Source organism: Neorhizobium puerariae (genome assembly GCF_042429745.1).
GTDB lineage: Bacteria > Pseudomonadota > Alphaproteobacteria > Rhizobiales > Rhizobiaceae > Neorhizobium > Neorhizobium puerariae.
On the sequence record NZ_JBHMAA010000011.1, the window covers coordinates 372,910 to 395,391 of the forward strand.

Consider the following 22,482-nt stretch of genomic DNA (forward strand, 5'->3'; position numbering starts at 1 on the left):
CTGTCAGTGGTGATATTCGCGCTGGTAGCGATGACCGAGACCGGTCAGGATTTCATAGGCGATCGTTCCGGCCGCTTCGGCCAGATCCTCAAGCGTCTGGTGCGGGCCGACGACCTCCACCAGACTGCCGAGCGAAAGCGTTCCCGGAGGCAGGGCCGTGATGTCCACCGTCATGCTGTCCATCGAGACCCGCCCGACGACCGGCAGCCGGATACCGTCGTAATAGACGGCGCCCCGGCTGCTCAGGCTGCGCAGAAGGCCGTCGGCATAACCGGCGGCGATGGTCGCGAGCCGCGTTTCGCCCGAGGTGACGTGGGTGCCGCCGTAACCGACGGGAATTCCGGCCGCAACCGTCCGGGTCTGGATGACGGCGACGTCGAGGCGGACGACCGGCTCCATGGGATTGGCGCCGCCGCCCGACGGCGCGCCGCCATAAAGCGCGATGCCCGGACGCGCGAGAACGTGATGGTATTCCGCCCCGAGGAAGATACCGCCCGAGTTCGCGAAGCAGACGTCGAAACCGGGAAATTCCGCCGCGATCTTCCGCATTTCCGCCAGTTGATCGGCGTTCTGCCGGCTGTCGGCGTCGTCGGCGCAGGCGAGATGGCTCATCACGCAGAGGATCTCGATCTCCCCGCATCCTTCGAGTTCCCGGCGGAGAAGCGGTCTTTCCTCCGGGGGGATGCCCAATCTGGACATGCCGGTGTCGAACTGCAGGACCGCCGGAAGAACGCGCCCGCAATTGCGCGCGGCGGACCGCCACCGCCTCAACTGCTCGATCGAGTTCAGAACGGGACCGATGCCGGCCTGCGCGCATGCCGCCTCGCTGCCCGGCTGGAGGCCGTTCAGGACGAAGATCCGGCCGGCATCCCGCAGGTGGGGCTTCAGCTTCATCGCCTCGCCGAAATGCGCGACGAAGAAATCACGGCATCCGGCCGCGAGGAGAGCGGAGCCAACCCGCCCGGCGCCGAGCCCGTAGGCATCGGCCTTGACGACCGCGCCGGTTTTCGCCGGCGCCAGCATGGCCGCCAGTTTTCCATAATTCCGGCAAATGGCGGCGAGATCGATGGTCAGGCGCCCCGATGCACCCTCGCCATCCAGCGGCCTGCCCACCGGAGAATTCCACAAACCAGCGTCCATTTCAGCCCCTCGTCTTATTCGCAGGAGGATATTGAAACGATCGAAGAATTTCCTGCCAATCAATGCTTGATTATTCGAATGAAAGGCAATTATTGAAACGATCAGCGACAAACTGGAATAATCCGCCATGCCTTCCCTGGACGCCACAGACCGCAACATCCTTCGGCTCCTGCGGCTGAACGCACGCATCAGCAATGCCGGACTCGCCGCGGAAGTGGGCCTTTCCCCATCCGCCTGCCTGAGGCGGATCAGGCTTCTCGAAAGCGCGGGCGTCATCCGCGGCTATACCGCGCTGATCGACGGCGGGGCCGTGGAGAACGCCATCGCGGTGATCATCAACATCACGCTGGAGCGGCAGACCGAGGATCACCTCAACCGGTTCGAGGCAGCGGTCAAGAAACACCCGGAAATCCAGGAATGTTTCCTGATGACCGGCGGGTCCGACTATCTCCTGAAGGTGGAGGTCGCCAATGCGGGCGAGTTCGAACGCATCCACAAGGAGATATTGTCCACCCTGCCGGGCGTGCTCCGCATCCATTCGAGCTTCTCGATCCGCAACGTGCTGGCCACCCGCGCAAAGGGCCGGCGATAGGCATATCGCGCGGGACCTGCGAGCGGTTTTTTGCGAGATCGATCGCCGCAGGGCGCCGGATTGCCGACGTGACCCGGGGAGCTAGAACGTCGGCGGCGTGCAGGCGCTGATGATCTCGCAGGGGACCGGTCCCACGCACCGGAACCTGTGGGGACGCCGGCTTTCGAAATAATAGGCGTCGCCCGGCCCGAGGATGCGGCGTTCGTCATCGACGGTGATCTCCAGCCGCCCGGACAGGACGATCCCTCCCTCCTCTCCGTCATGGACGAGCGGAACCTTGCCCGTATCGGCGCCCGGCTGATAACACTCCTTGAGGATCTGCAGGCTGCGCCCGAACAGATTGTCGCCGATCTGGCGATAGGAGATCGGCCCCTTGCCGATCTCGGTCAGTTCCTCGGCGGCATAGAAGGCCTTGCGCGGCCGCTCCGGCTCGAAGGCGAAGAACTCCGCAAGGCCGATGGGTATCCCGTCGAGGATTCGCTTGAGCGCGCCGACGGACGGGTTGGACGAGTTCGACTCGATGAGCGAGATCGTCGAATTCGTGACCCCCGCCCGTTTCGCAAGCTCGCGCTGGGACAGATTGTGGACCCTGCGCAGGTGGCGCAGCCGGCTTCCGATATCGACGGACATGGACAACCCCGGTTTTCAGATGTTCGGAATATAGCAAACCAGCCACATGCGATCCATGGATTTCAATGCCTTACACGACGGCAGAAAAGGACTTGTTCGGGCGAGGGAAATCGCTGCATTGATTGCGGCCAGCAACGGAGGCCGCGATGAACCAGATCAGCAAGAACACACCCAACCTCGACAATTTCTGGATGCCGTTTACCGCAAACCGCCAGTTCAAGGCCGCTCCGCGGCTTCTGGCCGGCGCGGAGGGCATGTATTACACCGACATCGACGGCAACAAGGTGCTGGACGGCACCGCCGGCCTGTGGTGCGTCAATGCCGGCCATGGCCGCAAGAAGATCGTGCAGGCGGTCGAGCGGCAGCTCTCCATGCTGGACTATGCGCCGACATTCCAGATGGGCCACCCGGTCGCCTTCGATTTCGCAACCAGGCTTGCGGCAAACGCGCCGGGCGGCGCTTCGGCCGGACTCGACCGGGTATTCTTCACGGGTTCGGGTTCGGAATCGGTCGACACGGCGCTGAAGATCGCCATCGCCTACCAGCGCGCCATCGGCCAGGGCACCCGCACCCGCATCATCGGTCGCGAGAAAGGGTATCACGGCGTCGGCTTCGGCGGCATTTCCGTCGGCGGACTGGTCAACAACCGGCGCGTCTTCCCGCAGATTCCGGCCGACCACATGCGTCATACGCTGGATCTCGAACGCAATGCCTTCACCAGGGGCCTGCCCGCGCATGGCGTGGAACTGGCGGAAGACCTGGAGCGCCTCGTCGCGCTGCACGGGGCGGAAACCATCGCCGCCGTCATCGTCGAACCGATGTCCGGCTCGGCCGGCGTCATCCTGCCGCCGAAGGGCTATCTCGAACGGCTGCGGGCGATAGCCGACAAGCATGGCATCCTGCTGATCTTCGATGAGGTGATCACCGGTTTCGGCCGCCTCGGCACGCCGTTCGCCACGGATTATTTCGGCGTCATCCCCGACCTCGTGACGACGGCGAAGGGCATCACCAACGGAACGATCCCGATGGGCGCCGTCTTTGCCAGCCGCAAGGTCCACGACGGGCTGATGACCGGCCCGGAAAACGCGATCGAGCTTTTCCACGGCTACACCTATTCGGGCCATCCGGTCGCCTGCGCGGCCGGCCTCGCCACGCTGGACATATACGAGGAAGAAGGGCTGCTGACGCGCGCATCGGAACTCGCCGAAGACTGGCAGGAAGCGCTCCACTCGCTGAAAGGCCTGCCGCATGTCGTGGACATCCGCAATCTCGGCCTTGTCGGCGCCGTCGAACTCGCCTCCCGCGACGGCGCTCCGGGAGCCCGCGCCTATGACGTCTTCGTGGATTGCTTCCACAAAGGGCTGCTGATCCGCGTCACGGGCGACATCATCGCTCTGTCCCCGCCGCTGGTCATCGAGAAGGAGCAGATCGGCACCATCGTCTCGATCCTCGGCGACGCCCTGAAGCGGGCCGCCTGACGATCAGCCATATGACCGTATGGCAGGCCCGGAGACAGGTCCGGGCCTTTTCCGGCCGCCTCGCCCTATGCAGCCGCAAGAGCCGCCTGGCGCCTCAACAGCATGCCGAACAGGTCGCGGGGTTCGTCCGGGTCGGCCAGCAGGTCCAGCTGGTTGAAATACCTCGATCCGCTGATCTTGTCTCGGACATAGCGAAGCGCGGAGAAGTCCTCGGTCGCGAACCCGACGCTGTCGAACAGCGTGACCTGCGTTTCCGACCGGCGGCCGGGCAATTCGCCGGCGATGACGCGCCAGAGTTCCGTCACGGGATGACCGGCGGCCAGTTGCTGTATCTCGCCTTCGATCCGCGTCTGCGGCGGAAACTCCACGAAGATGTCCGAGCGCAGAAGGATATCCCGATGCAGTTCCGTCTTGCCGGGGCAGTCGCCGCCGACCGCGTTGATGTGAACGCCGGCCCCGACCATGTTGTCGGTCAGGATGGTCGCGTTCTGCTTGTCCGCCGTCACGGTGGTGATGATCTCGGCCCCTTCCACCGCCTGTTCGGCGGAGCGGCAGGCCTCGATCCGGAAGCCGAAGCGATCGAGGTTGCGCCGGCAGCGGTCGGTGGCCGCCGGATCGATGTCGTAGAGCCGCAGGTGATCCACGCCCAGCAGCGTCTTGAAGGCGAGCGCCTGGAACTCGCTCTGGGCGCCGTTGCCGATCAGCGCCATGGTCCGGGCGTTCCGGGGCGCCAGATATCTGGCCGCGACGGCGGAGGTCGCGGCCGTACGCAAGGCCGTCAGGATGGTCATTTCGGAGAGCAGCAGCGGATAGCCGCTGTCGACATCGGACAGAACGCCAAAGGCCGTCACCGTCTGCCTGCCGGACCTGGTGTTCTTGGGATGACCGTTGACATATTTGAAGCCGTAGAGCCGGCCGTCACTGGTCGGCATCAGCTCGATCACCCCGTCCCTGGAATGCGACGCGACCCGGGGAACCTTGTCGAAACTTTCCCAGCGACGGAAATCGTCTTCGATGTAGCCCGCCAGCTCCAGAAGGAAGGTCTCGGTTCCCACGGCGATGACGAGGTCCATCATGTTCTCGACGCTGATGAACGGCACGATGTTCAGGTTCTCGGGTACGGGCATCAATAGCTCCTTGTCGGACGATCCATGACCTTGCGGCCCATCAGGCTGGCCGTCAGGTCCACCAGCAGCTTGGCGGTCCGGCCGCGCTCATCCAGGAAGGGATTGAGCTCCACCAGGTCCAGGCTGGTGACGAGGCCGCTGTCATGCAGCATCTCCATGACGAGATGCGCCTCCCGGAACGTGGCCCCGCCGGGCACCGTGGTGCCGACGGCCGGCGCGGCGTCGGGATCGAGGAAATCGACGTCGAGGCTGACATGCAGCAGCCCGCGCGCAGCCTCCACCTTCTGGATGAAGCTGCGCAGCAGCGCCGCCACCCCGTGCTCGTCGATCACCCGCATGTCGTGCACGGTCACGTCGCTCCCCTTCAGGGCGGCGCGCTCGGCCGGATCGACGCTGCGGATGCCGATCATGCAGACGCGGGACGGGTCGACCGGATGGGAGAGCGCCGGGAAATAGCCCTCGAACCCTTTCCTGCCGGTGAAATAGGCGACCGGCACGCCGTGCAGATTGCCGCTCTGCGTCGTATCGAGCGAATGGAAATCCGTATGGGCGTCGAGCCACAGCACGAAGAGCGGCCGTCCCAGTTCGCCGGCCCTGCGGGCCATGCCCGCCACGGTGCCGGCGGACACCGCATGGTCGCCGCCGAGGAAGATCGGCACACCTTCGGCGCTTTCACGATAGGCAAGCTCCGTCAGCAGTTCCGTCCAGGCGACGATCTGCGGCAGCCGGCGCACCGCCGCATTCGGATGGCGTATATCCGGCAGGCCCGCCGGACCGACATTGCCGAGATCCGTCACGTCGTGGCCGAGCTCCTTCAGGGCGGCCTCGAGCCCGGCCGTCCGAAGGGCGCTCGGCCCCATTTCGCAGCCGAGCTGCGATGCGCCGTCCTGCAGGGGAACGCCAATCAATTTGCAGTGCATGCGAATACCTCCGTTAACGTCAATGGAACCATGGAAAGGTGGCAGAATGAACAGCAAGAATTGCCAGATATGGAGAAACCGTTTATCAAAATGACATCTTCGTTTGCCGATTTGACCATGGACGATCTCGATAGCCGACTGGTAACGCTCCTGCGCCACAATGCCCGGCGCAGCATTTCGGACCTGGCGGCCGATCTCGGCGCCTCGCGCGCCACTGTACGCTCCCGGATGGAAAAGCTCGAGAAGGACGGCAACATTCTCGGCTACACGGTGATCCTGAGAGCCGACACCGTCGAACTGCCGGTGCGCGGGATCATGATGATCGAGATCGAGGGGCGGGTGACGGACCGCGTGATCAGGACACTCGGCGGCTTTCCGGAAATCTCGGAAATCCACACCACCAACGGGCGGTGGGATCTGATCGTCGAGCTTGGCGCGGCAACGCTTGCCGATTTCGACAACGTGCTTCGCCGCATCCGGCTGGTGCCGGGAATCACCGCCAGCGAAACCAACCTGCTGCTGGCGACGCCCCGCAGCACCAGGGCGCGCTTGTAGGCTCCATCGAGCCGCGTCGAAAAAAATCCGCTCCGATGGAAGAAAAACCGGCTCCGATCCGTATATGTAGGTATGGACCGGAACAAACGCCCCTTCGATGTCATCGGACAGCTCGGCACGCTGAGACGTTATGCCCGTTCGCTCGCGCGCAATTCCACCGATGCCGAGGACCTCGTCCACGACGCCCTCGTCAGGGCCTATGAGCGCCGGACGACATTCAAGCCGGGCAAGCCGGGCGCCAGCCTGCGCAACTGGCTCCTCGCCATCGTGCACAATACGCATATCGACCGGATGCGCTCCGCCATCGCCCGGCAGCGGCGCGACGACGCCGCCACGCTCGAGGCGGAACCGTCCTATCCCGCCGGCCAGGAGCACGCGATCCGGCTCGGCCAGGTGCGCGAGGCCTTCATGGCGCTGCCGGAGGATCAACGGGAAGCGCTGCATCTCGTCGCCATCGAGGACCTGTCCTACCAGGAGGCGGCCGATGCGCTCGGCATCCCCGTCGGAACCCTCATGTCGCGCGTGTCGCGGGCACGCGCAGCCCTTCGCGCCTTCGAGGCCGACGGAAAGCAACCAAGCCATCTGAGACTCGTGGGAGGCGGCAATGACTGACGTCGAAACCATTCTCGATACCGATCTCGACGCCTATGTGGACAATCAGCTCGATGCCGCCGGCCGTCTTCGGGTCGAGACCTGGCTTGCCCGGCATCCGGATGCGGCCGCCCGCGTCATGGCCGATCTCGGCATGCGCACGACGCTGAAGCTGGCCGTGGCTCCGGACGGGATCACGGGCCGCCCGGAGACGCGCGAGGCCGCGCGCCGCCTTTCCTCCGGTCTGGCCGGCATGCGCATGTGGTCGGCCCTCCGCCGCGTCGCCGCGATCGGCGTCTTGGTCTCGGCGGGCTGGTTCGCACATTCCTCGGTCGGGCCTTTCGGCCTGCGCGAGGTGAACGCCTCCGTTCATCCGCCGGCTTTCATCGAGCAGGCCGTGCGCGCCCACCAGACGGCGCTCGTCCGGCAGGACATGCCGTCGCAGCCGGGAATGAAGACCTACGACCGCGAGGACATTCGCGCCGCGACCGCCCTCGTCATGCCCGAACTGCCCAAGGACTGGCAGGTTTCGGACGTCCAGGTGTTTCCGTCGGGCTACGGCCCGAGCGTGGAAATCAGCATCCGGACCAAGGATGGCACGCAGATTTCCCTGTTCGCCGTAAGACCCGGCCATTTCGCGGTCGAGCAGGTCAAGGACCTCAACCTCGCAGATGCGGAAGCCGCCTGGTGGCAGCTCGGCGAGGTCGCCTACGCAGTCGTGTCGAGCGCTCCGAACACCGGCCTCGCCGACGAAGCCGAACTTCTCAGGAATTCACTCTACTGATCTTCAAGGGAGATTTTCATGTATCCGAACCAGAACCGTTTCGGCGGCTACAGCCAGGCATCGGCCGCCGCCTTCGACGAGGGCCTGCGCCGTCACATGCTGCGCGTCTACAACTACATGGGCCTCGGCCTGGTGGTGACGGGCATCGTGGCCTTCATCGTCGGCACGACGCCGGCGCTCTACGTGCCGATCTTCTCCACCCCGCTGAAGTGGGTGGTGATGCTCGCCCCGCTCGCCTTCGTGTTCTTCTTCTCGTTCCGCATCCAGACGATGTCGGCCTCGACCGCGCAGATGACCTTCTGGGCCTTCTGCGCCGTCATGGGCCTTTCGCTCGCCTCGGTATTCCTCGTCTTCACCGGCGCGAGCATCGCCAGGACCTTCTTCATCGCCGCCACCATGTTCGGGGCGACCAGTCTCTACGGTTACGTCACCAAGCGCGACCTCTCGAAGTTCGGCTCCTTCCTGGTCATGGGCCTGATCGGCGTGGTCATCGCCTCCATCGTCAACATCTTCCTGGGCTCCAGCGCGCTGCAATTCGCGATCTCCGTGATCGGCATCGTCGTCTTCGTCGGACTGACGGCCTGGGACACGCAGAACATCAAGGAACAGTATGCCGAGAATTTCGACCAGGAATCCCAGCAGAAGCTGGCCGTGTTCAGCGCGCTCTCGCTCTACCTGAACTTCGTCAACATCTTCCAGCTGCTGCTGAATTTCACCGGCCAGCGCGAAGAGTAACAGTCCGGAAAGGGAGATATTTCATGGATCGCAACGACCAGCAGGCCATCGAGGGCCTGTTCGCCAAGCTCGCCCATGTCGAGCGGCAGGCCGGCCCGCGCGACGCGGCATCCGACCGCTACATTCAGGACCGCATCGGCCAGCAGCCGGGCGCGCCCTACTTCATGGCGCAGACGATCGTCGTGCAGGAACAGGCGCTCGAAGCGGCCCAGCGCCGCATCGAGGAACTGGAGGCCCAGGCCGCGCAGAGCCAGCCCCAGCGCGGCGGCCTGTTCTCCGGCATGTTCGGCGGCAGCGCCGCGCCGCAACGGGCCGCTCCGTCTGCCTATGGCCACCCGTCGCCGGCGTCGCCCTGGGGAGCCCAGAACCAGAACACCCAGGGCGCCATGCCGATGCAGCAGCGGGCCGGCGGCGGCTTCCTCGCGGGAGCGGCGCAGACCGCCATGGGCGTCGCGGGCGGCGTCCTGCTCGGCAACGCCATCATGGGCATGTTTGGCGGCGACGAGGCCCAGGCCGCCGAGCCCCAGGCGGCTGAACCGACAGCGGAGGAGCCAGCCGGAGAGATGGATTTCGGCGGCGACGACATGGAATTCTAGGACCGACGTACGGGGCGGCCGGGAGACCGGCCGCCTTTTCCCGGCGCATTAGAGGACGAAGAAAGCGCGTGCCCTCCCTCGTCCCCGGAGCCCCCGCCCCGCAAGGGACGGAAAACCGCGGACTGCTGCCGTTCGCGGATATCGGTGTCCTTTCAATCGCCTGCGCGATTGCGGATATCAGGCCGCCTTCGGATAACGGGCCGCATACCAGGTTCTGAAGAGCGCATACTGGTTTTCCAGATGACGCTGCTGCGACGCGCTGAGCTTGTCGCTTTCGTTGAAGTGCAGCGAATATTCCTTCTCGCCGTTCAGCACCATCAGGTACTTGTAGTGCAGGACGAGATCCGGCCCTTCGTCATAGGTCGAGAGAACCGTCAGGGCCTCCTCCAGCTCGCGCGCCTCGACGCGGGCCTGCGCATCTCCCTCAGCCGCCTTTTCGCAGAGCGAGACGAGATGCAGGACTTCCTTCGGAAGGGCGTTGCCGATGCCGGTGATAGCCCCGCCGGCTCCGCAATTGACGAAACCATGGTAGACGCCCGTATCGACGCCGACCATCAGCGTCAGGTCGTCATCGCCGGAGGTGATGTTCTCGGCGGCATAGGTCATGTCCTGCTTGCCGCCGAATTCCTTGAAACCGATCAGGTTGGGAAAGCGCGAGCGAAGCGCGAAGAACAGGTCGGCGCGCGTGGCAAACCCATAATAGGGGCTGTTGTAGATGACAGCCGGCAGGCCCTTGGCCGCCTCCAGGATGGCCGAGAAATGTTCCCGCTGGGCGGCGATCGAGGAGCCGCGCGACAGGACCCTCGGGATCACCATCAGCCCCTTGGCGCCGACTTCGGCCGCATGGGCCGCATGGGCGGCGGCGGAACGGGTATTGACCGCTCCGGTCCCGACGATCGTGGGCACGCCCGCCTCCACGAGGCTCCTGACGCCCTCCTGACGCTGTTCATCCGTCAACAGGGGCCAGTCCCCCATCGAGCCGCAGTAGACAACCGCGGACATGCCCTGGCCGATAAGCTCCTGGCCCTTGCGGACCAGAGCCGCAAAGTCGGGCGTCCGATCCGCCTTGCAGGGCGTCATCAGAGCCGGGATACATCCTTTAAAAACTGAGTCTTTCATCGCCATTCTCTCACAGTCACAGAAACCAGCTCGCGAGGCTGCAAACGCGCGGAATGAAGAAAGGCTTAACAGCAGGCCGACTGTTTGTCGACAAAAAAAATACAAAGCCGCATCCGACACAATAAGCCATTGATGGAATTGCTCGAATTCCTCGCAGGGGAAGATGGGCAATTGCATGATTTCCGTTCGAAGCCGGAGAGGGAAACGCGATGCGATACAGCCGGACCTTAAATACGCCGGCCCCGGACCCGAAAGCCGCAACCGCCATACGTCAGCTTGCATGAGACTGGTTGCGCCCCCGGCAGGCGAAACGCGGGCAATCTCTCAAAGGCACGGTTCCAGCGCTGGCCGCCTATAGAACCAGCCCGGCGCTCTGGCGGGAATCCGCGGCGATGTAGGAACGGATCTGGCGCACGATCTGGTCGGCATGCGCCGCCGCCAGCGTATCCGCCTGCCCGACATCGCGGTTGATGATGGCTTGTATCATGTCTTCATGCTCCCTCACATACTGCCTCGGGAGCACATCGCTGAACGACGAGTAATAGAGCCTCAGAATTCTCCGTCCCTCGTCCAGCAGCCGCGTGAAAAGGTCGACATAGTAACGGTTCCTGCCGGCCTGCGCGATGGCGATGTGGAAATCACGGTTCGTCGAGATCATGCCGAGCACGTCACGGTTTTCCACCGCGCTTTCGAACGCCTTCTGGAACGACCGTATCCTGCCGATGTCCTCGGGACCGTGATTGGTCGCCGCAAGGCGCGTCGTGACGCGATACATCAGCGTGAGCGAGTCGAAGAACTCCGACAGGCCGAGGAAATCGATATTCGACACGATCGTCGCCCGGTTGGTCAGCGTGGTGATCAGACCCTCGGCGGCCAGCCGGACCAGTGCCTCGCGGATCGGCGTCCGCGACAGCGAGAAGCGGTCCGACAACTGCTGTTCGTCGACCGGGCTGCCCGGAGCAAGCTTGAGCTCGATGATCTCGTTCCGAAGCGTCTCGTAGACCGTCGAGACACCGAATCCCCGGCGATGCATCGGCTGTTTTTCCTTGTCGTCCACCTTCCCTCCTCCTCGCGAACATCGACCAAGCGAAGTTGTATTTTCCGATCCTAGTAGCGAAATCCGTGTGCGACTTCAAACAGTATATTTTTTGTCGACAAATGAAATTTCCAGTGTTACGCCTTTCGACAAGACAGGTAACCGGAGAATTCCGATCCGCATCGCGGCCGGTTCCGGGAATTCCTGTTCCTCGTTCGGAGTGTGGACGGGCTGCCGGGACCTGCCGGCGGCGGGGGTTGGAGGTGCGAGAGACGGCATGCCAGAAACGGCTCTTGTGAACGCGCGACCGGTCGATCTCAAGCGGCAGGCTCTCGGCGCACCGACGACCGTCCTGTTGCGCGAGGGCCGCATCGCGGCTGTCGGCGCGCCGGTTCCGGAGGCGGCCAGACGGATCGACATCGGCGGACGCACGCTGATGCCCGGCCTCATCGATTGCCATTTCCATGTCGTCGCCCATTCGCTCGACCTCTGGTCCAATGCCATCGCGCCGGACAGCCTCGCGGCGCTGCGGGCGGCGGCGGTCATGCGGAAGCTCCTCGACGACGGTTTCACCACCGTCCGCGACCTCGGCGGTGCCGATATCGGCCTGGTGCGCGCAGTGGAGGACGGCCTGATCGACGGTCCCGACCTCGTGATCTGCGGCAAGGGCCTGTCGATGACGGGCGGGCATACCGACCTGCGCCAGAGGACCGACCTGCGGCCGGATGCGCTCGGCTGGCGGCTTGGCAACATGGGTGTGATCGTCGACGGCGTCGACGATGTGCGCCGGGCCTGCCGCAGGATGCTGAAGGAAGGCGCCCGGTTCATCAAGGTGATGGCCAATGGCGGGGTGGCGTCGCCCAACGATCCGATCGACTCGATCCAGTATTCCGACGACGAGATCCGCGCCATGGTGGAAGAGGCCGCCCATGCGGGCACCTATGTCTCCGCCCATGTCTATCACGACGAGGCCATCCGGCGCTGCGTCAGGCTTGGCGTGAAATCGCTCGAACACTGCAATCTCATTACGCCGGAGACTGCCGCCATGGCGGCGGAAGCCGGCTGCATCGCCGTTCCGACGCTTGCCGCCTACGAGGGCCTCAAGCTCGAAGGGGCCGCCCTCGGCCTCGGACCGGCCGAGCAGGCGAAGGTCGACGTCGTCCGCGACAAGGGCGTCGAATCGCTGCGCATCATGCGCGAAGCAGGCCTTCCGATGGCCTTCGGCACCGATCTTCTCGGACCGCTGCGGAAATATGGCGGGCTTGAGTTCGAACTGCTTGCCAGGGTTCTCACGCCGGCGGAAATCCTCGCGTCCGTGACCGAAACCGGCGCCAGGCTCTGCAGGCTGGAGGGCGAGGTCGGCACCCTCGCCGAGGGCGCCCGCGCCAACCTGATCGTCGTCGAGGGCGATCCTTTCGAAGACATCACCTTGCTTGGGCGTCCCGAGAAGAATCTCAAGGCGGTCATCAAGGACGGCCGCATCGTCCGCGGCCATCTCCCGGAGGTTCACTGATGCCTGCCATACCCTACGATATCGACCATGTCTGGAACCTGACGGCGGGAGAGAGTGCCGCCGCGTCCGTGTTCTCGTATCTGCACGAAGGACTGAAGCGCGATGCCGGCTGCGGACTTCTGACGGCATCGGTCTACGATCTCGCCAACATGCGTTCGAGACGCGTCTTTTCCGAAAATCCCGGGGCCTATCCGCTCGGCAATTTCAAGCGGCTCGACCGCAACCGTTATTTCGAGACCGTGCTGGTGGGCAAGCGGCATTTCTCCTCCACCACGATCGAGGAAATCGCCGAGGTCTTCTTCGACTGGCAGAAGATCCGCGACCTCGGCTTCGAATCCAACATGAATATTCCCGCAATCGCTGACGGCACCGTCATCGGTTCGGTCAATCTGCTCGAAAAGAAGGGGCACTACGATGCCGAGCGCGTTCGCCGCGCCCTCCTCTGGCAGCCGGTCGTCACTCTCAGCTTCCTGCTGCTTGCGCGCGAAGGAAGCGACGAGGCGACATTCAGCCCGGGCATGGCCCCGCCCTCGCAGCCGAGCCTGGAGGGCGGCCTGAAAAGCTAGGACACCAACAGCTAGGCAAATACGCCGTCGTCAACCAACGAGAGCCGAAAAAGGCCCGCAATCATTCTCCAGAGAAACACGGAGCTTCAAGAGATGAAACTGGGAATCTTCACCGCCGCCGCCCTGTTCTTGGGGACAGCCATTGCTCCCCAGGTCGCGTCCGCGCAGGACAAGCCGTTCCGCATCGCCTTCCTGGCGGCCTCCAGCCAGAACGGCTTCAATCAGGCCATCTATTCCGGCATCCAGGCCGCCGCCAAGAAATACAGCAACGTCACCACCGAAATCTTCGACGGTGAGTTCTCCGCCCCCACGCAGTTCAGCCAGGTCGAGGACCTGACGGCGGGCAATCGCTTCGACGCCCTCATCGTCACCCCGAACGACACGGTCGGCATCGCCACCGCACTCGAGGACGCGACCGACGCAGGCCTGAAGGTTGCCTCGACGCTCTTTCCGATCGGCCCCGACCTGAAGAAGATGGAGCCCCAGGTGAAGGGGCTCACCACCACCGTCGCCTCGGACCCTTCGATCGGCGCACGGGCGCAGGCCGAGAAGGTGGTCGAGTATTGCGCCGACAAGAAGCCCTGCAATGTCGTGGTCATCATCGGCCAGCTCATCTATCCTTTCGACAATCTCCGCAACGACACCTTCAAGGAAGTGCTGGGCAAGCACGACAACATCAAGATCGTGGCGACCGGCGAAGGCAATTACAGCCCCGACACGTCGCTGAAGGCGATGCAGGATATCCTGCAGGCCAATCCGAAGATCGACGCCGTGCTTTCGAACGCCGACCAGCACCTGATGGGCGTCGAAATCGCCCTCGAAGACGCGGGCGTCGACGTTTCCTCCGTCTATCTGATCGGCGGCGGCCTCAACCAGATCACCATCGACAAGATCCGCGAAGGCAAGTTCGACGCGTCGCTGGCCCAGTTCCCCGCATCCATGGGAGCCGCCGCGCTCGACGCGCTCGTCAAATCGCTGAAGGGCGAACCGGTGCCGGCCTGGATCGACGAGAAGACCCTGCGCGACGTGCCGCAGATCGTCGACAAGAAATGGCTCGACGCCCATCCCGACTTCAAGGCGGAATGGCAGGGCTGACCTGGCAGAAAGATGGCCGGCGCGAGACCTGCCCGCGCCGGCTCTCCTTGAAGGGCGATGCGCCGGCCTGAGAATTCAGGCGACGCGCTTCGGGTTCCTGTTTTCCAGACGAGAGGTCAGCCATGAGCAATGGCGAAATCGCGGTCCGCGTCCATGGCGTCGCCAAGGCGTTCGGCGGCACGCGGATTCTCAACGACATCAACATCGATTTCGTCGCCGGCGAAGTGCATGCGCTGGTGGGCGAGAACGGCGCCGGCAAATCGAGCGTCGGCAAGATCGTCGGCGGCTACTACACCGCGGACGAGGGCGAGGTGATCGTCTTCGGAGGAAGGATGACGCGCTCCTCGCCGCGCGAGGCGCTTCTGCGCGGCATCGCCATGATCCATCAGGAACTGCAGCTCGTGCCCGAACTCACCGTGGTGCAGAATGTCTTCCTGGGGCAGGAGAGCAACCGGGCCGGCCTGCTCGTCGGCGGCGACCTCGATCGCTTCGCGGCGCTGGAGGCGACCTGCGATTTCGGGCTCGACCCGAAGGCCAGGGTCGCCGACCTTCGCATCGCCGACCGGCAGAAAGTCGAGATCATGCGGGCGATCGCCCGCGAAGCCCGCGTCATCATCATGGACGAACCCACGTCGTCGCTGACGGAAGACGAGGCGGAACGGCTGCACGGCCTCATCCGGCGGCTGAAGAGCCAGGGAGTCACGATCATCTATGTCAGTCACTTCCTCGATCATATCCTCGCCAATTGCGACCGCGTCACCATCATGCGCGACGGCAATGTGGTGCGCACGTCGGAAATAGCGAGCGAGACCAAGCAGGGCCTCGTCGACGGCATGCTCGGCAAGGCGTCCGCGATCAGCTGGCCAGCCCTGCCTCCCCTGCCCGGTGACGGCACCGCACCGGTTGCGGAAATGCGGAACGTCTCGACGCCGACCGGGCTCTCCGACATCTCGCTCGTCGTCCGGCCGGGCGAGATCGTCGGTCTCATCGGCCTGGTCGGCTCCGGCCGCACGGAAGTCGCCCGCGCCATGTTCGGAGCCGACGAGATCGCCGCCGGCGACTACTTCATCCAGGGAAGGCGCCAGAAGGGACTGACCGTGAGGGCCGCCGTCGCGCAAGGCGTCGCGCTGGTCCCGGAAGACCGCCGCAAGCAGGGCCTCGTGCTGACCCAGACGACGAGGCCCAACATCAGCCTGGCCACCCTGAAGGACATCAGTTTCCTCGGGCTGATCCGCGCCGGGCACGAGCGAAAGCGCGTGCGGGAGGCGATCGGCCATTTCGGCATCGTCCCCGACCGGATAGACGGCGAAGTCGCCTTCTATTCGGGCGGAAACCAGCAGAAGGTGCTTCTGTCGAAATGGGCCGTGGCACGGCCGAAGCTTCTGATCCTCGACGAACCGAGCCGCGGCGTCGATATCGGCGCGCGCCAGCGCATCCACGAATTCATCCTCGAAATGGCGTCCTCCGGCACGGGAGTCCTGCTGATCTCGTCGGAACTCGAGGAGGTCATCAATCTCTCGCACCGGGGATACCTGATGAGCGAGGGCCGCATCTTTGCGGAAGAGGATTGCAGGACGCTTTCGGTCGAAACGGCCCTCAAGCGGATTTTCCAGGTCCAGAACCGAAACAAGACACGTCAGGAGGTTGTGGTCCAATGACCGATGCCCGTACACTCCCCCCTTCGAAAGCGCCGGGCAGGCCGTTCAGCATACTCGCTTTCAGCCGCGAATACGGCGTGCTCGTCATCATCGCGGCCCTGCTGATCGGGCTGAGCTTCACCTCGGACAGCTTCCTGACGGCGCGCAACCTGCTGAACATCCTCAACCAGAGCGCTCCCCTGATGATCATCGCCTGCGCGCTGACGCTGGTCATCATCGGCGGCGGCTTCGACCTGTCCACGGGAGCGATCTTCGGGGTGGCGGCGGTATCGGCCGGCTGGATCGCCATCAATGTCGATCCCTATCTCGGCATCCTCGCGGGACCGCTCATCGGACTGGTTCTCGGGGCGGTGAACGGCCTGATCATCACCACCTTCAACGTCCACTCCTTCCTCGTCACCCTCGCCACCAGCCTCGTTTATCGCGGCATCGCGATCCTGATCACCGGCGGGGCGCTCATTCCCGTGCGGATCGAGCAATTCTCCTGGCTCGGCCGCTCCCGCATCGGCATGGTCAACGTGGCGGTGATCGTCCTGGTCGTCTTCATGCTCCTCATGATGCTGCTTCTCAACCGGACGACCTTCGGCCGCCGGGTGTTCGCCGTCGGCGGCAACGAAGAGGCCGCCATCCTGTCGGGCATCCGCACCAACCTGGTGAAGATCATCACCTTCACGCTGAGCGGCGCGGCGGCGGGCCTTGCAGGCGTGATCACCGTATCCCGCATCTCGATGGCGGAGCCGCAGGCCGGCGCGGGCCTGGAACTGGAGGCGATCGCCGCCGTCATTCTGGGCGGCACCGCGATCACCGGCGGGGCCGGCGCGATCTGGCGTTCGGTGGCCGGCGTGCTGCTGATGGCGCTTATCGGAAACGGTTTCAACATCCTCAACGTCAACCCCTTTTTCAAGAACCTGACGACCGGCGTGATCATCGTGATCGCCGTCGCACTCGCCGCATCCAACCGGCGACGCTGATTTTCGGGACCGGCCGGTCCAGGGCGTCAAGCCATCGGCGCGCCGCCGGCGCGGGGCGCCGATGACGAGCCCGGCGATTGCCACCGGTCCGCCAATACCTATGGAAAGGTCACCCATGACAATCAAGATAGTGCGCGTATCGACCGATGTCGGCGGAACATTCACCGACCTCGTCTATTTCGAAACCGATCCGGGCAGCAGCGTCCAGACCGTCCGGACCGAGAAATCCGACACCACGCCGCCGGATTTCGAAAAGGGCGTGCTGAACGTCCTCGACAAGGCCGGCGTCCGCATCGAAGACGTCGATTTCTTCGCGCATGGGACAACCGTGGTCATCAACGCGCTGACCGAACGCAAAGGCGCCAGGGTGGGTCTCATCACCACCCGGGGGTTCCGCGACGTGCTGGAGATCGGCCGCGGCAACCGCCCGGATTTCTTCAACCTCATGTACCGCAAGCCGACGCCGTTCGTGCCGCGCCATCTGCGCCGCGAACTGCCGGGCCGCATCGACTACCAGGGCAGCGAGAAGGAAGCGCTCGACCTTTCCACCCTCGACGCGATCCTGGCCGATTTCAGGGCCGAGGGCGTCGAGGCGGTGGCGATCTGCCTGCTGCATTCCTACGCCAATCCGGCACATGAGAAAGCAGTCCTCGAAGCCGTGCGTGCCCGCTGGCCGGAGGCTCCCACCGTCGCATCCCATCAGATCACGCGCGAATGGCGGGAATACGAGCGAACCAACACCGCCGTGCTGTCCGCCTATGTCCAGCCGAAGGCGGAGCGCTACCTCGAAAAGCTCGAAACCGGCCTGACGGAAAAGGGATATCGCGGCAATCTCTTCATCATGCAGTCGAACTGCGGCGTGGATTCGGTCGAGGCGACCAAGGCCGTTCCGATCACCATGGTCGAAAGCGGGCCTGCCTCGGGCTTCTGGGGCGCGGCCGAACTCGGGCGGATCATCGGCGAACCCAACGTTCTGGCGCTCGACATCGGCGGCACCACGGCCAAGTGCTCGCTGATCGAAAACGGGCAGGTCAAGATCAAGACCGATTACTGGATAGAGCGCAACCGCACCTCGGCCGGTTATCCGATCATGGTGCCCGTCGTCGACCTCGTGGAGATCGGCAACGGCGGCGGCTCGATCGCCTGGGTCGACGACTTCGGCAAGCTGCATGTCGGCCCGCAATCGGCCGGCGCCTCTCCCGGGCCCGCCGCCTACGGGCGGGGCGGCACGAACGCCACCACCACCGACGCCAACCTGGCGCTCGGCCGGATCAACCGCGACTATTTCTGCGGCGGTTCCGTCGTGGCCGATATCGAAGCCCTCGACACGGCGCTCGGCGAGCTTGCCGGAAAGCTCGGCGCCTCGCCGATCGACGTGGCGCGCGGCATCGTCCGCATCGCCAATTCGAACATGGTCAACGCGCTCAAGCTCGTCTCCGTAAACCGGGGTTACGATCCGCGCGATTTCACGCTGGTCGTCTTCGGCGGCGGCGGTCCGATGCATGGCGTGGCGCTGGGACAGGAACTCGGCGTGAAGAAGGTCGTCGTCCCGCGCGGCGCTCCGGTCTTTTCCGCCTGGGGCATGATGATGAGCGACCTGCGGCGCGACTATTTCGTGACGCGCCTGATGAATGAAGGCGATCATCAGGCCCTTGATACACTGCTCTCGGAGACCATGACGCTCGCCAGGACGGAATTCGGCCGCGAAGGCGTGAGCGAGGAACTGGTCACCATGCGGCCGCTGATCCGTTGCCGCTACCAGAACCAGGAATTCGCCGTGGAAGTCCCGGTTCCGGCAGGTCCGGTCGGACCGGAGGAAGCGGCCCGCATGGTCTCGGATTTCCACGAGATCTACGAGCGGGAATACACCTACCGCCTCGACGCCGGCGTGGAGATCATCGGGCTTCACCTGATCGCATCGAGCGAGGTCGGAAAGCTCGAACTGGTGCCCCTGCCGAAAACGGGCGCCCCGGTCGAGAACGCCATCAAGGGGCGTCGCATCGTCGACTATGCGACCGAGGGCGAACACGAGGCGACCATCTACGATGCGACGAGGCTGGAACCCGGCATGAGTTTCCGCGGGCCGGCCATCATCGAGGACCCCGGCACCACCATCGTCATCCATCCCGGCAACGACGTCCTCATAGACGACTTCGGCAACACGCATATCAACATTCGGGGCTGATCCATGACCGAGACAACGCACGAAGAATTCGATCCCGTCACCTTCGACATCATCCAGAACGCGTTGCAGGCGATCGCCGACGAGATGTTCGTGGCCCAGCGAAAGACGTCGATGAGCGCGATCATCTATGAAGTGCTCGATCTTTCGACGTCGGTGCTCGACCGCCACGGCCAGATCGCCGCCTCGGGAGCCGGCATTCCCGCCTTCATCGGCGTGCTCGACAAGGCGATCGCCGGCATTTTCAAGAAGTACAAGGCCGAGGATATCCGTCCGGGCGACGTCTTCGCCTCGAACGACCCCTATTTCGGCGGCGTCACGCACCTCAACGACATGGTGCTCGCCGCGCCGGTTTTCAGCGATGGCAGGCTGATCGCCTGGGTCGCCAACATCGCCCACTGGAACGATGTCGGCGGCAACGTGCCGGGCTCCATGTCCTCCGAGGCGACCGAGATCTTCCAGGAGGGCGTCCGGGTTCCCGCCGTCAAGCTGTTCGACGAAGGCAGGCCGAACCAGGCGGTATTCGACATCCTCTACGTCAACACGCGCCTGCCGGACTTCCTGCGCGGCGACCTCTGGGCCGGCATCGCGGGATTGCGGATCGGCGAGCGCCGCGTACTGGAGCTCGTGGCCAAATACGGCGCCGGAACCTTCGAGGCTGCGGTGGAGGATTTCATGAATTTCGGCGAACGCCGCGCCCGCACCGCGCTGAAGACCATTCCCCAGGGCACCTACAGCTTCGAGGAGGAGCAGGACAACGGAGCGATCCACAAGCTCACGCTGACGATCACCGGGGATGAGTTCATCGTCGACCTGACGAACAATCCCGCGCAGAAGGGCTCTTCCAACTCCAGCCGCGAGGGGACCGAGATCGCCGTCCAGCTGGCCTTCAAGTCGTTCACCGACCCGGAGGCCCCCGGCAATGGCGGCTTCTTCCGGCCCCTCAAGGTGATCACCCGGCCGGGCACGATCTTCCACGTCCAGGAACCCGGCGCGCTCGGATATTATTCCGAGGTCGAGATCCGCCTGTTCGACATGCTGCTCCGGGCGCTTGCCGCGCATTTTCCGGGCGTCGTGCCGGCCGGCAATTTTGCGTCCATCTGCGGCACGGTCGTCGGCGGCCCACATCCGGTGACCGCTCGGCATTACACGATCGTCGAGCCCCAGGTCGGCGGCTGGGGCGCTTGGGAAGGCAGCGACGGCAACAGCGGCCAGTTCTCGGGCTTTCACGGCGAAACCTTCAATTGCCCCGCCGAGGTCGCGGAAGCGCGCTACGGCCTGAGCGTCGATCAGGCGGCCCTCAATGCCGAGCCGGGAGGGGAAGGCCAGTGGCGCGGCGGCAAGGGCATCGACGTCCATTACCGGGTGCTGGCCGACAACAATTTCCTGTCTCTCGGCTATACACGCACGCGTATCCCGCCATGGGGCGTCGCCGGCGGTCTCGACGGTTCCACCAACTATGTCGAAGTGAAGCGGACGGACGGTTCCAGCCAGCGGTTCGCCTTCGCAACCAACGTGGTCGTGAACAAGGGCGATGTCATCCGCATCGTCACCGGCAACGGGGGAGGCTACGGCGAGCCCGCGAAACGGCCGCCCCGGGCCGTCGCGGAAGACATCAAGAACGGCTACCTGACGCCCGGGCGGGCGAAGGATATCTACGGCTTCACCAGCCCAGCCAAGCCCTGATACGGGCCTGGCACGATGAAGTGCGGGGGCGTCGGGCATGACCGGCGCCCCGTTTGCATGGAATTGCGAGCAGCTTGCCGGAACCACGCCGCGACCTGCCGACGGCGTCCGCCACATCCCCAGCCCTTCATGAAGGCATGTATCGGGGCGGGACGCGCGCCGCTCCAAATTAGGGCAGCGATCAAAGGCGCGTCGAACGGCCGGATTGCCCGCGGCCCGGCCGACCGTGGCCGAAACCTTGTCGGCATCATAGGTATCGAAGCCGGCGTTTCCGCTCCAGCGACCCTGCCCGGCCGCGAAATGATGCGGCATCAGCCCGTATAAGCTCGCCGTTTCAGGCGTCCTTCTCACCTGGAGAAGGCGCACAGCCACGCCATTTCCGGCTCTCAGGCGGTCGAAGGCCGCCCCGCATGCGGGCACGGTTTCCATCCGGATCGGAAAAATGATTAACAAATATAACTCGATTTGCCGCTGAAGCGCTTACAAAGCGACAATGAAATTAGGGCAATCATCTATCGGTGAAGATTTTCACCGGCGATCCCTGTAAGGGCAGCGATCGGAACAAAACGCCCGAATACCAGTTTAGCGAGGTGGAGGAGCAATAATGTGAGAAGTTTTGACAGGAGAGTCTTCCGCCCGCTCCGATTTGAAGGAGATGGCAGCGGGTATACCCTTATAGATTCCGTGGAAGATGCCATCGGATATGTGACCGACATATGGCCGGTCCGTATCGGCAAGGCGTACGAGGACGCGCTGCAGGCCTGTATCGATGGCATAAGCGACCGAATCTCACCCGAACAGGTGAGACAGATCCTATATGAGTCTGCCAGATCGGCAGGCCTTCATGTTGGCGACTGACTTCAAATCTGGTCTGGCATAGTCGGCGGCAACGTCGGCATCACGCAGCCCACTCGTCGAAATAAGCGGTCCGGTAGGCATTTTCGATGGCCCAACCGAACTGCCAGGCTTCCTTTTTCTGTTGCCAATGAATGGCTTGATCGGAAGCGCCTGGCATGGCCGCTATCCTTGAAAAGGGATTCTCCTCCCCGCCGGCTCCCCGGGCTCTCGCCTCCGCGCCACGCTCCTGCAGTTCAATGATGGCTTCGAAGCTCATCATGGCGGCGCCGTCTCCTGGCAGGCGTGGCTATTGTTGGCTGCTCCACGCTCAGGCGCATGCTCCAGCGGCGGCGACAATCACTCAACGCAGTCGATCATGCGGAAGTCTGGCCGGGGGTTGCCGAGGCTTTTCAACCAGACTTCCGACTGTTGCGATTTGGCGGTCTCAACAGTGCCCTAATATCTGGAATGCCGCCGAGATCCCGTCCATGCGGGAAGCGACGGCATTGGTCGAATTGCGCCACCGGCCCAGTAATCCCCTAACTTCTCCCGAATTCGTCAGTTAATCTGATGATGTCGTCTTCGCCGAGGTATGATCCGGTCTGGACCTCGATCATTTCGAGTGTGATCTTTCCGGGGTTTGCAAGGCGATGGACCTCGCCCTGGGGGAT

23 protein-coding genes are annotated in these 22,482 nt (G+C 64.0%); 15 read left to right on the forward strand and 8 right to left on the reverse strand.

Features of this window, described 5'->3' with window-relative positions:
* Positions 1 to 3: 3 nt before the first annotated feature.
* The gene (gene alr / locus ACFFP0_RS10450) at positions 4 to 1,140 is read right to left on the reverse strand and encodes an alanine racemase (RefSeq protein ID WP_377260074.1); all 1,137 of its coding nucleotides are present in this window, start codon (positions 1,138 to 1,140) and stop codon (positions 4 to 6) included.
* A gap of 127 nt (positions 1,141 to 1,267) precedes the next feature.
* Here alr and ACFFP0_RS10455 point away from each other — a divergent pair, with 127 nt between their 5' ends.
* Positions 1,268 to 1,732: an Lrp/AsnC family transcriptional regulator gene (locus ACFFP0_RS10455; RefSeq protein WP_377260076.1), complete on the forward strand. Its 465-nt coding sequence runs from the start codon at positions 1,268 to 1,270 to the stop codon at positions 1,730 to 1,732.
* 81 nt (positions 1,733 to 1,813) lie between these two features.
* Here the strand turns inward: ACFFP0_RS10455 and ACFFP0_RS10460 are convergent, their stop codons facing one another.
* Positions 1,814 to 2,362, reverse strand: a complete 549-nt coding sequence (locus ACFFP0_RS10460) for a cupin domain-containing protein (protein ID WP_377260078.1) — start codon at positions 2,360 to 2,362, stop codon at positions 1,814 to 1,816.
* Between the two features lie 146 nt (positions 2,363 to 2,508).
* Here ACFFP0_RS10460 and aptA point away from each other — a divergent pair, with 146 nt between their 5' ends.
* A complete protein-coding gene (gene aptA / locus ACFFP0_RS10465; RefSeq protein ID WP_377260080.1) occupies positions 2,509 to 3,840 on the forward strand; it encodes an omega-aminotransferase AptA in 1,332 nt (443 codons plus the stop codon).
* A gap of 65 nt (positions 3,841 to 3,905) precedes the next feature.
* Here the strand turns inward: aptA and ocd are convergent, their stop codons facing one another.
* Together ocd and rocF are read right to left on the reverse strand one after the other, a co-directional pair.
* On the reverse strand, positions 3,906 to 4,967 hold the full coding sequence (gene ocd / locus ACFFP0_RS10470) for an ornithine cyclodeaminase (RefSeq protein WP_377260082.1): 1,062 nt from the start codon (positions 4,965 to 4,967) through the stop codon (positions 3,906 to 3,908).
* A complete protein-coding gene (gene rocF / locus ACFFP0_RS10475) occupies positions 4,967 to 5,887 on the reverse strand; it encodes an arginase (RefSeq protein ID WP_377260084.1) in 921 nt (306 codons plus the stop codon). Before rocF ends, ocd begins: the two co-directional genes overlap by 1 nt.
* Positions 5,888 to 6,004: 117 nt before the next feature.
* Here rocF and ACFFP0_RS10480 point away from each other — a divergent pair, with 117 nt between their 5' ends.
* From ACFFP0_RS10480 to ACFFP0_RS10500, 5 genes are all read left to right on the forward strand, one after another.
* Entirely contained in the window at positions 6,005 to 6,442 is a 438-nt protein-coding gene (locus ACFFP0_RS10480) for an Lrp/AsnC family transcriptional regulator (RefSeq protein ID WP_377260142.1), read from the forward strand.
* Positions 6,443 to 6,514: 72 nt separating this feature from the next.
* Positions 6,515 to 7,054 carry a sigma-70 family RNA polymerase sigma factor gene (locus ACFFP0_RS10485; protein ID WP_377260086.1) on the forward strand — a complete coding sequence of 180 codons (540 nt, stop codon included), beginning with the start codon at positions 6,515 to 6,517 and terminating at the stop codon, positions 7,052 to 7,054.
* Positions 7,047 to 7,817 carry an anti-sigma factor family protein gene (locus tag ACFFP0_RS10490; protein WP_377260088.1) on the forward strand — a complete coding sequence of 257 codons (771 nt, stop codon included), beginning with the start codon at positions 7,047 to 7,049 and terminating at the stop codon, positions 7,815 to 7,817. The genes ACFFP0_RS10485 and ACFFP0_RS10490 overlap by 8 nt, the downstream gene beginning before the upstream one ends.
* An 18-nt stretch (positions 7,818 to 7,835) precedes the next feature.
* Complete coding sequence (locus ACFFP0_RS10495) at positions 7,836 to 8,552, forward strand: Bax inhibitor-1/YccA family protein (RefSeq protein WP_377260090.1); 717 nt, start codon at positions 7,836 to 7,838, stop codon at positions 8,550 to 8,552.
* A gap of 23 nt (positions 8,553 to 8,575) precedes the next feature.
* Positions 8,576 to 9,148, forward strand: coding sequence for a DUF2076 domain-containing protein (locus ACFFP0_RS10500; protein WP_377260092.1), 573 nt, complete (start codon positions 8,576 to 8,578; stop codon positions 9,146 to 9,148).
* A gap of 177 nt (positions 9,149 to 9,325) precedes the next feature.
* On the opposite strand, the gene ACFFP0_RS10505 is transcribed toward ACFFP0_RS10500, so the two are convergent.
* Together ACFFP0_RS10505 and ACFFP0_RS10510 are read right to left on the reverse strand one after the other, a co-directional pair.
* Positions 9,326 to 10,267, reverse strand: coding sequence for a dihydrodipicolinate synthase family protein (locus tag ACFFP0_RS10505; RefSeq protein WP_377260094.1), 942 nt, complete (start codon positions 10,265 to 10,267; stop codon positions 9,326 to 9,328).
* Positions 10,268 to 10,619: 352 nt separating this feature from the next.
* A complete protein-coding gene (locus tag ACFFP0_RS10510) occupies positions 10,620 to 11,300 on the reverse strand; it encodes a GntR family transcriptional regulator (RefSeq protein WP_377260144.1) in 681 nt (226 codons plus the stop codon).
* Positions 11,301 to 11,580: 280 nt separating this feature from the next.
* Between ACFFP0_RS10510 and ACFFP0_RS10515 the strand changes: the two genes are divergently transcribed.
* The 8 genes from ACFFP0_RS10515 (at position 11,581) to ACFFP0_RS10550 (ending at position 21,832) form a co-directional block, all read left to right on the forward strand.
* Positions 11,581 to 12,816 carry a metal-dependent hydrolase family protein gene (locus tag ACFFP0_RS10515; protein ID WP_377260096.1) on the forward strand — a complete coding sequence of 412 codons (1,236 nt, stop codon included), beginning with the start codon at positions 11,581 to 11,583 and terminating at the stop codon, positions 12,814 to 12,816.
* Entirely contained in the window at positions 12,816 to 13,382 is a 567-nt protein-coding gene (locus tag ACFFP0_RS10520; protein WP_377260098.1) for a hypothetical protein, read from the forward strand. The genes ACFFP0_RS10515 and ACFFP0_RS10520 overlap by 1 nt, the downstream gene beginning before the upstream one ends.
* A gap of 93 nt (positions 13,383 to 13,475) precedes the next feature.
* Positions 13,476 to 14,477, forward strand: a complete 1,002-nt coding sequence (locus ACFFP0_RS10525) for a sugar ABC transporter substrate-binding protein (RefSeq protein ID WP_377260100.1) — start codon at positions 13,476 to 13,478, stop codon at positions 14,475 to 14,477.
* Between the two features lie 122 nt (positions 14,478 to 14,599).
* Positions 14,600 to 16,135, forward strand: coding sequence for a sugar ABC transporter ATP-binding protein (locus ACFFP0_RS10530; protein WP_377260102.1), 1,536 nt, complete (start codon positions 14,600 to 14,602; stop codon positions 16,133 to 16,135).
* Positions 16,132 to 17,106, forward strand: a complete 975-nt coding sequence (locus ACFFP0_RS10535; RefSeq protein ID WP_377260104.1) for an ABC transporter permease — start codon at positions 16,132 to 16,134, stop codon at positions 17,104 to 17,106. Before ACFFP0_RS10530 ends, ACFFP0_RS10535 begins: the two co-directional genes overlap by 4 nt.
* A 115-nt stretch (positions 17,107 to 17,221) precedes the next feature.
* Positions 17,222 to 19,291, forward strand: a complete 2,070-nt coding sequence (locus tag ACFFP0_RS10540; protein ID WP_377260106.1) for a hydantoinase/oxoprolinase family protein — start codon at positions 17,222 to 17,224, stop codon at positions 19,289 to 19,291.
* Between the two features lie 3 nt (positions 19,292 to 19,294).
* A complete protein-coding gene (locus ACFFP0_RS10545) occupies positions 19,295 to 20,974 on the forward strand; it encodes a hydantoinase B/oxoprolinase family protein (RefSeq protein ID WP_377260108.1) in 1,680 nt (559 codons plus the stop codon).
* A gap of 606 nt (positions 20,975 to 21,580) precedes the next feature.
* Positions 21,581 to 21,832 (forward strand): DUF982 domain-containing protein, encoded by a 252-nt coding sequence (locus ACFFP0_RS10550; protein WP_377260110.1) that lies wholly within the window; start codon positions 21,581 to 21,583, stop codon positions 21,830 to 21,832.
* A 40-nt stretch (positions 21,833 to 21,872) separates the two neighbouring features.
* On the opposite strand, the gene ACFFP0_RS10555 is transcribed toward ACFFP0_RS10550, so the two are convergent.
* Entirely contained in the window at positions 21,873 to 22,091 is a 219-nt protein-coding gene (locus ACFFP0_RS10555) for a CrpP-related protein (RefSeq protein WP_377260112.1), read from the reverse strand.
* A gap of 259 nt (positions 22,092 to 22,350) precedes the next feature.
* Positions 22,351 to 22,482, reverse strand: a 132-nt coding sequence (locus ACFFP0_RS10560; protein ID WP_377260146.1) for a cupin domain-containing protein, incomplete at its 5' end; no start/stop codon positions are given.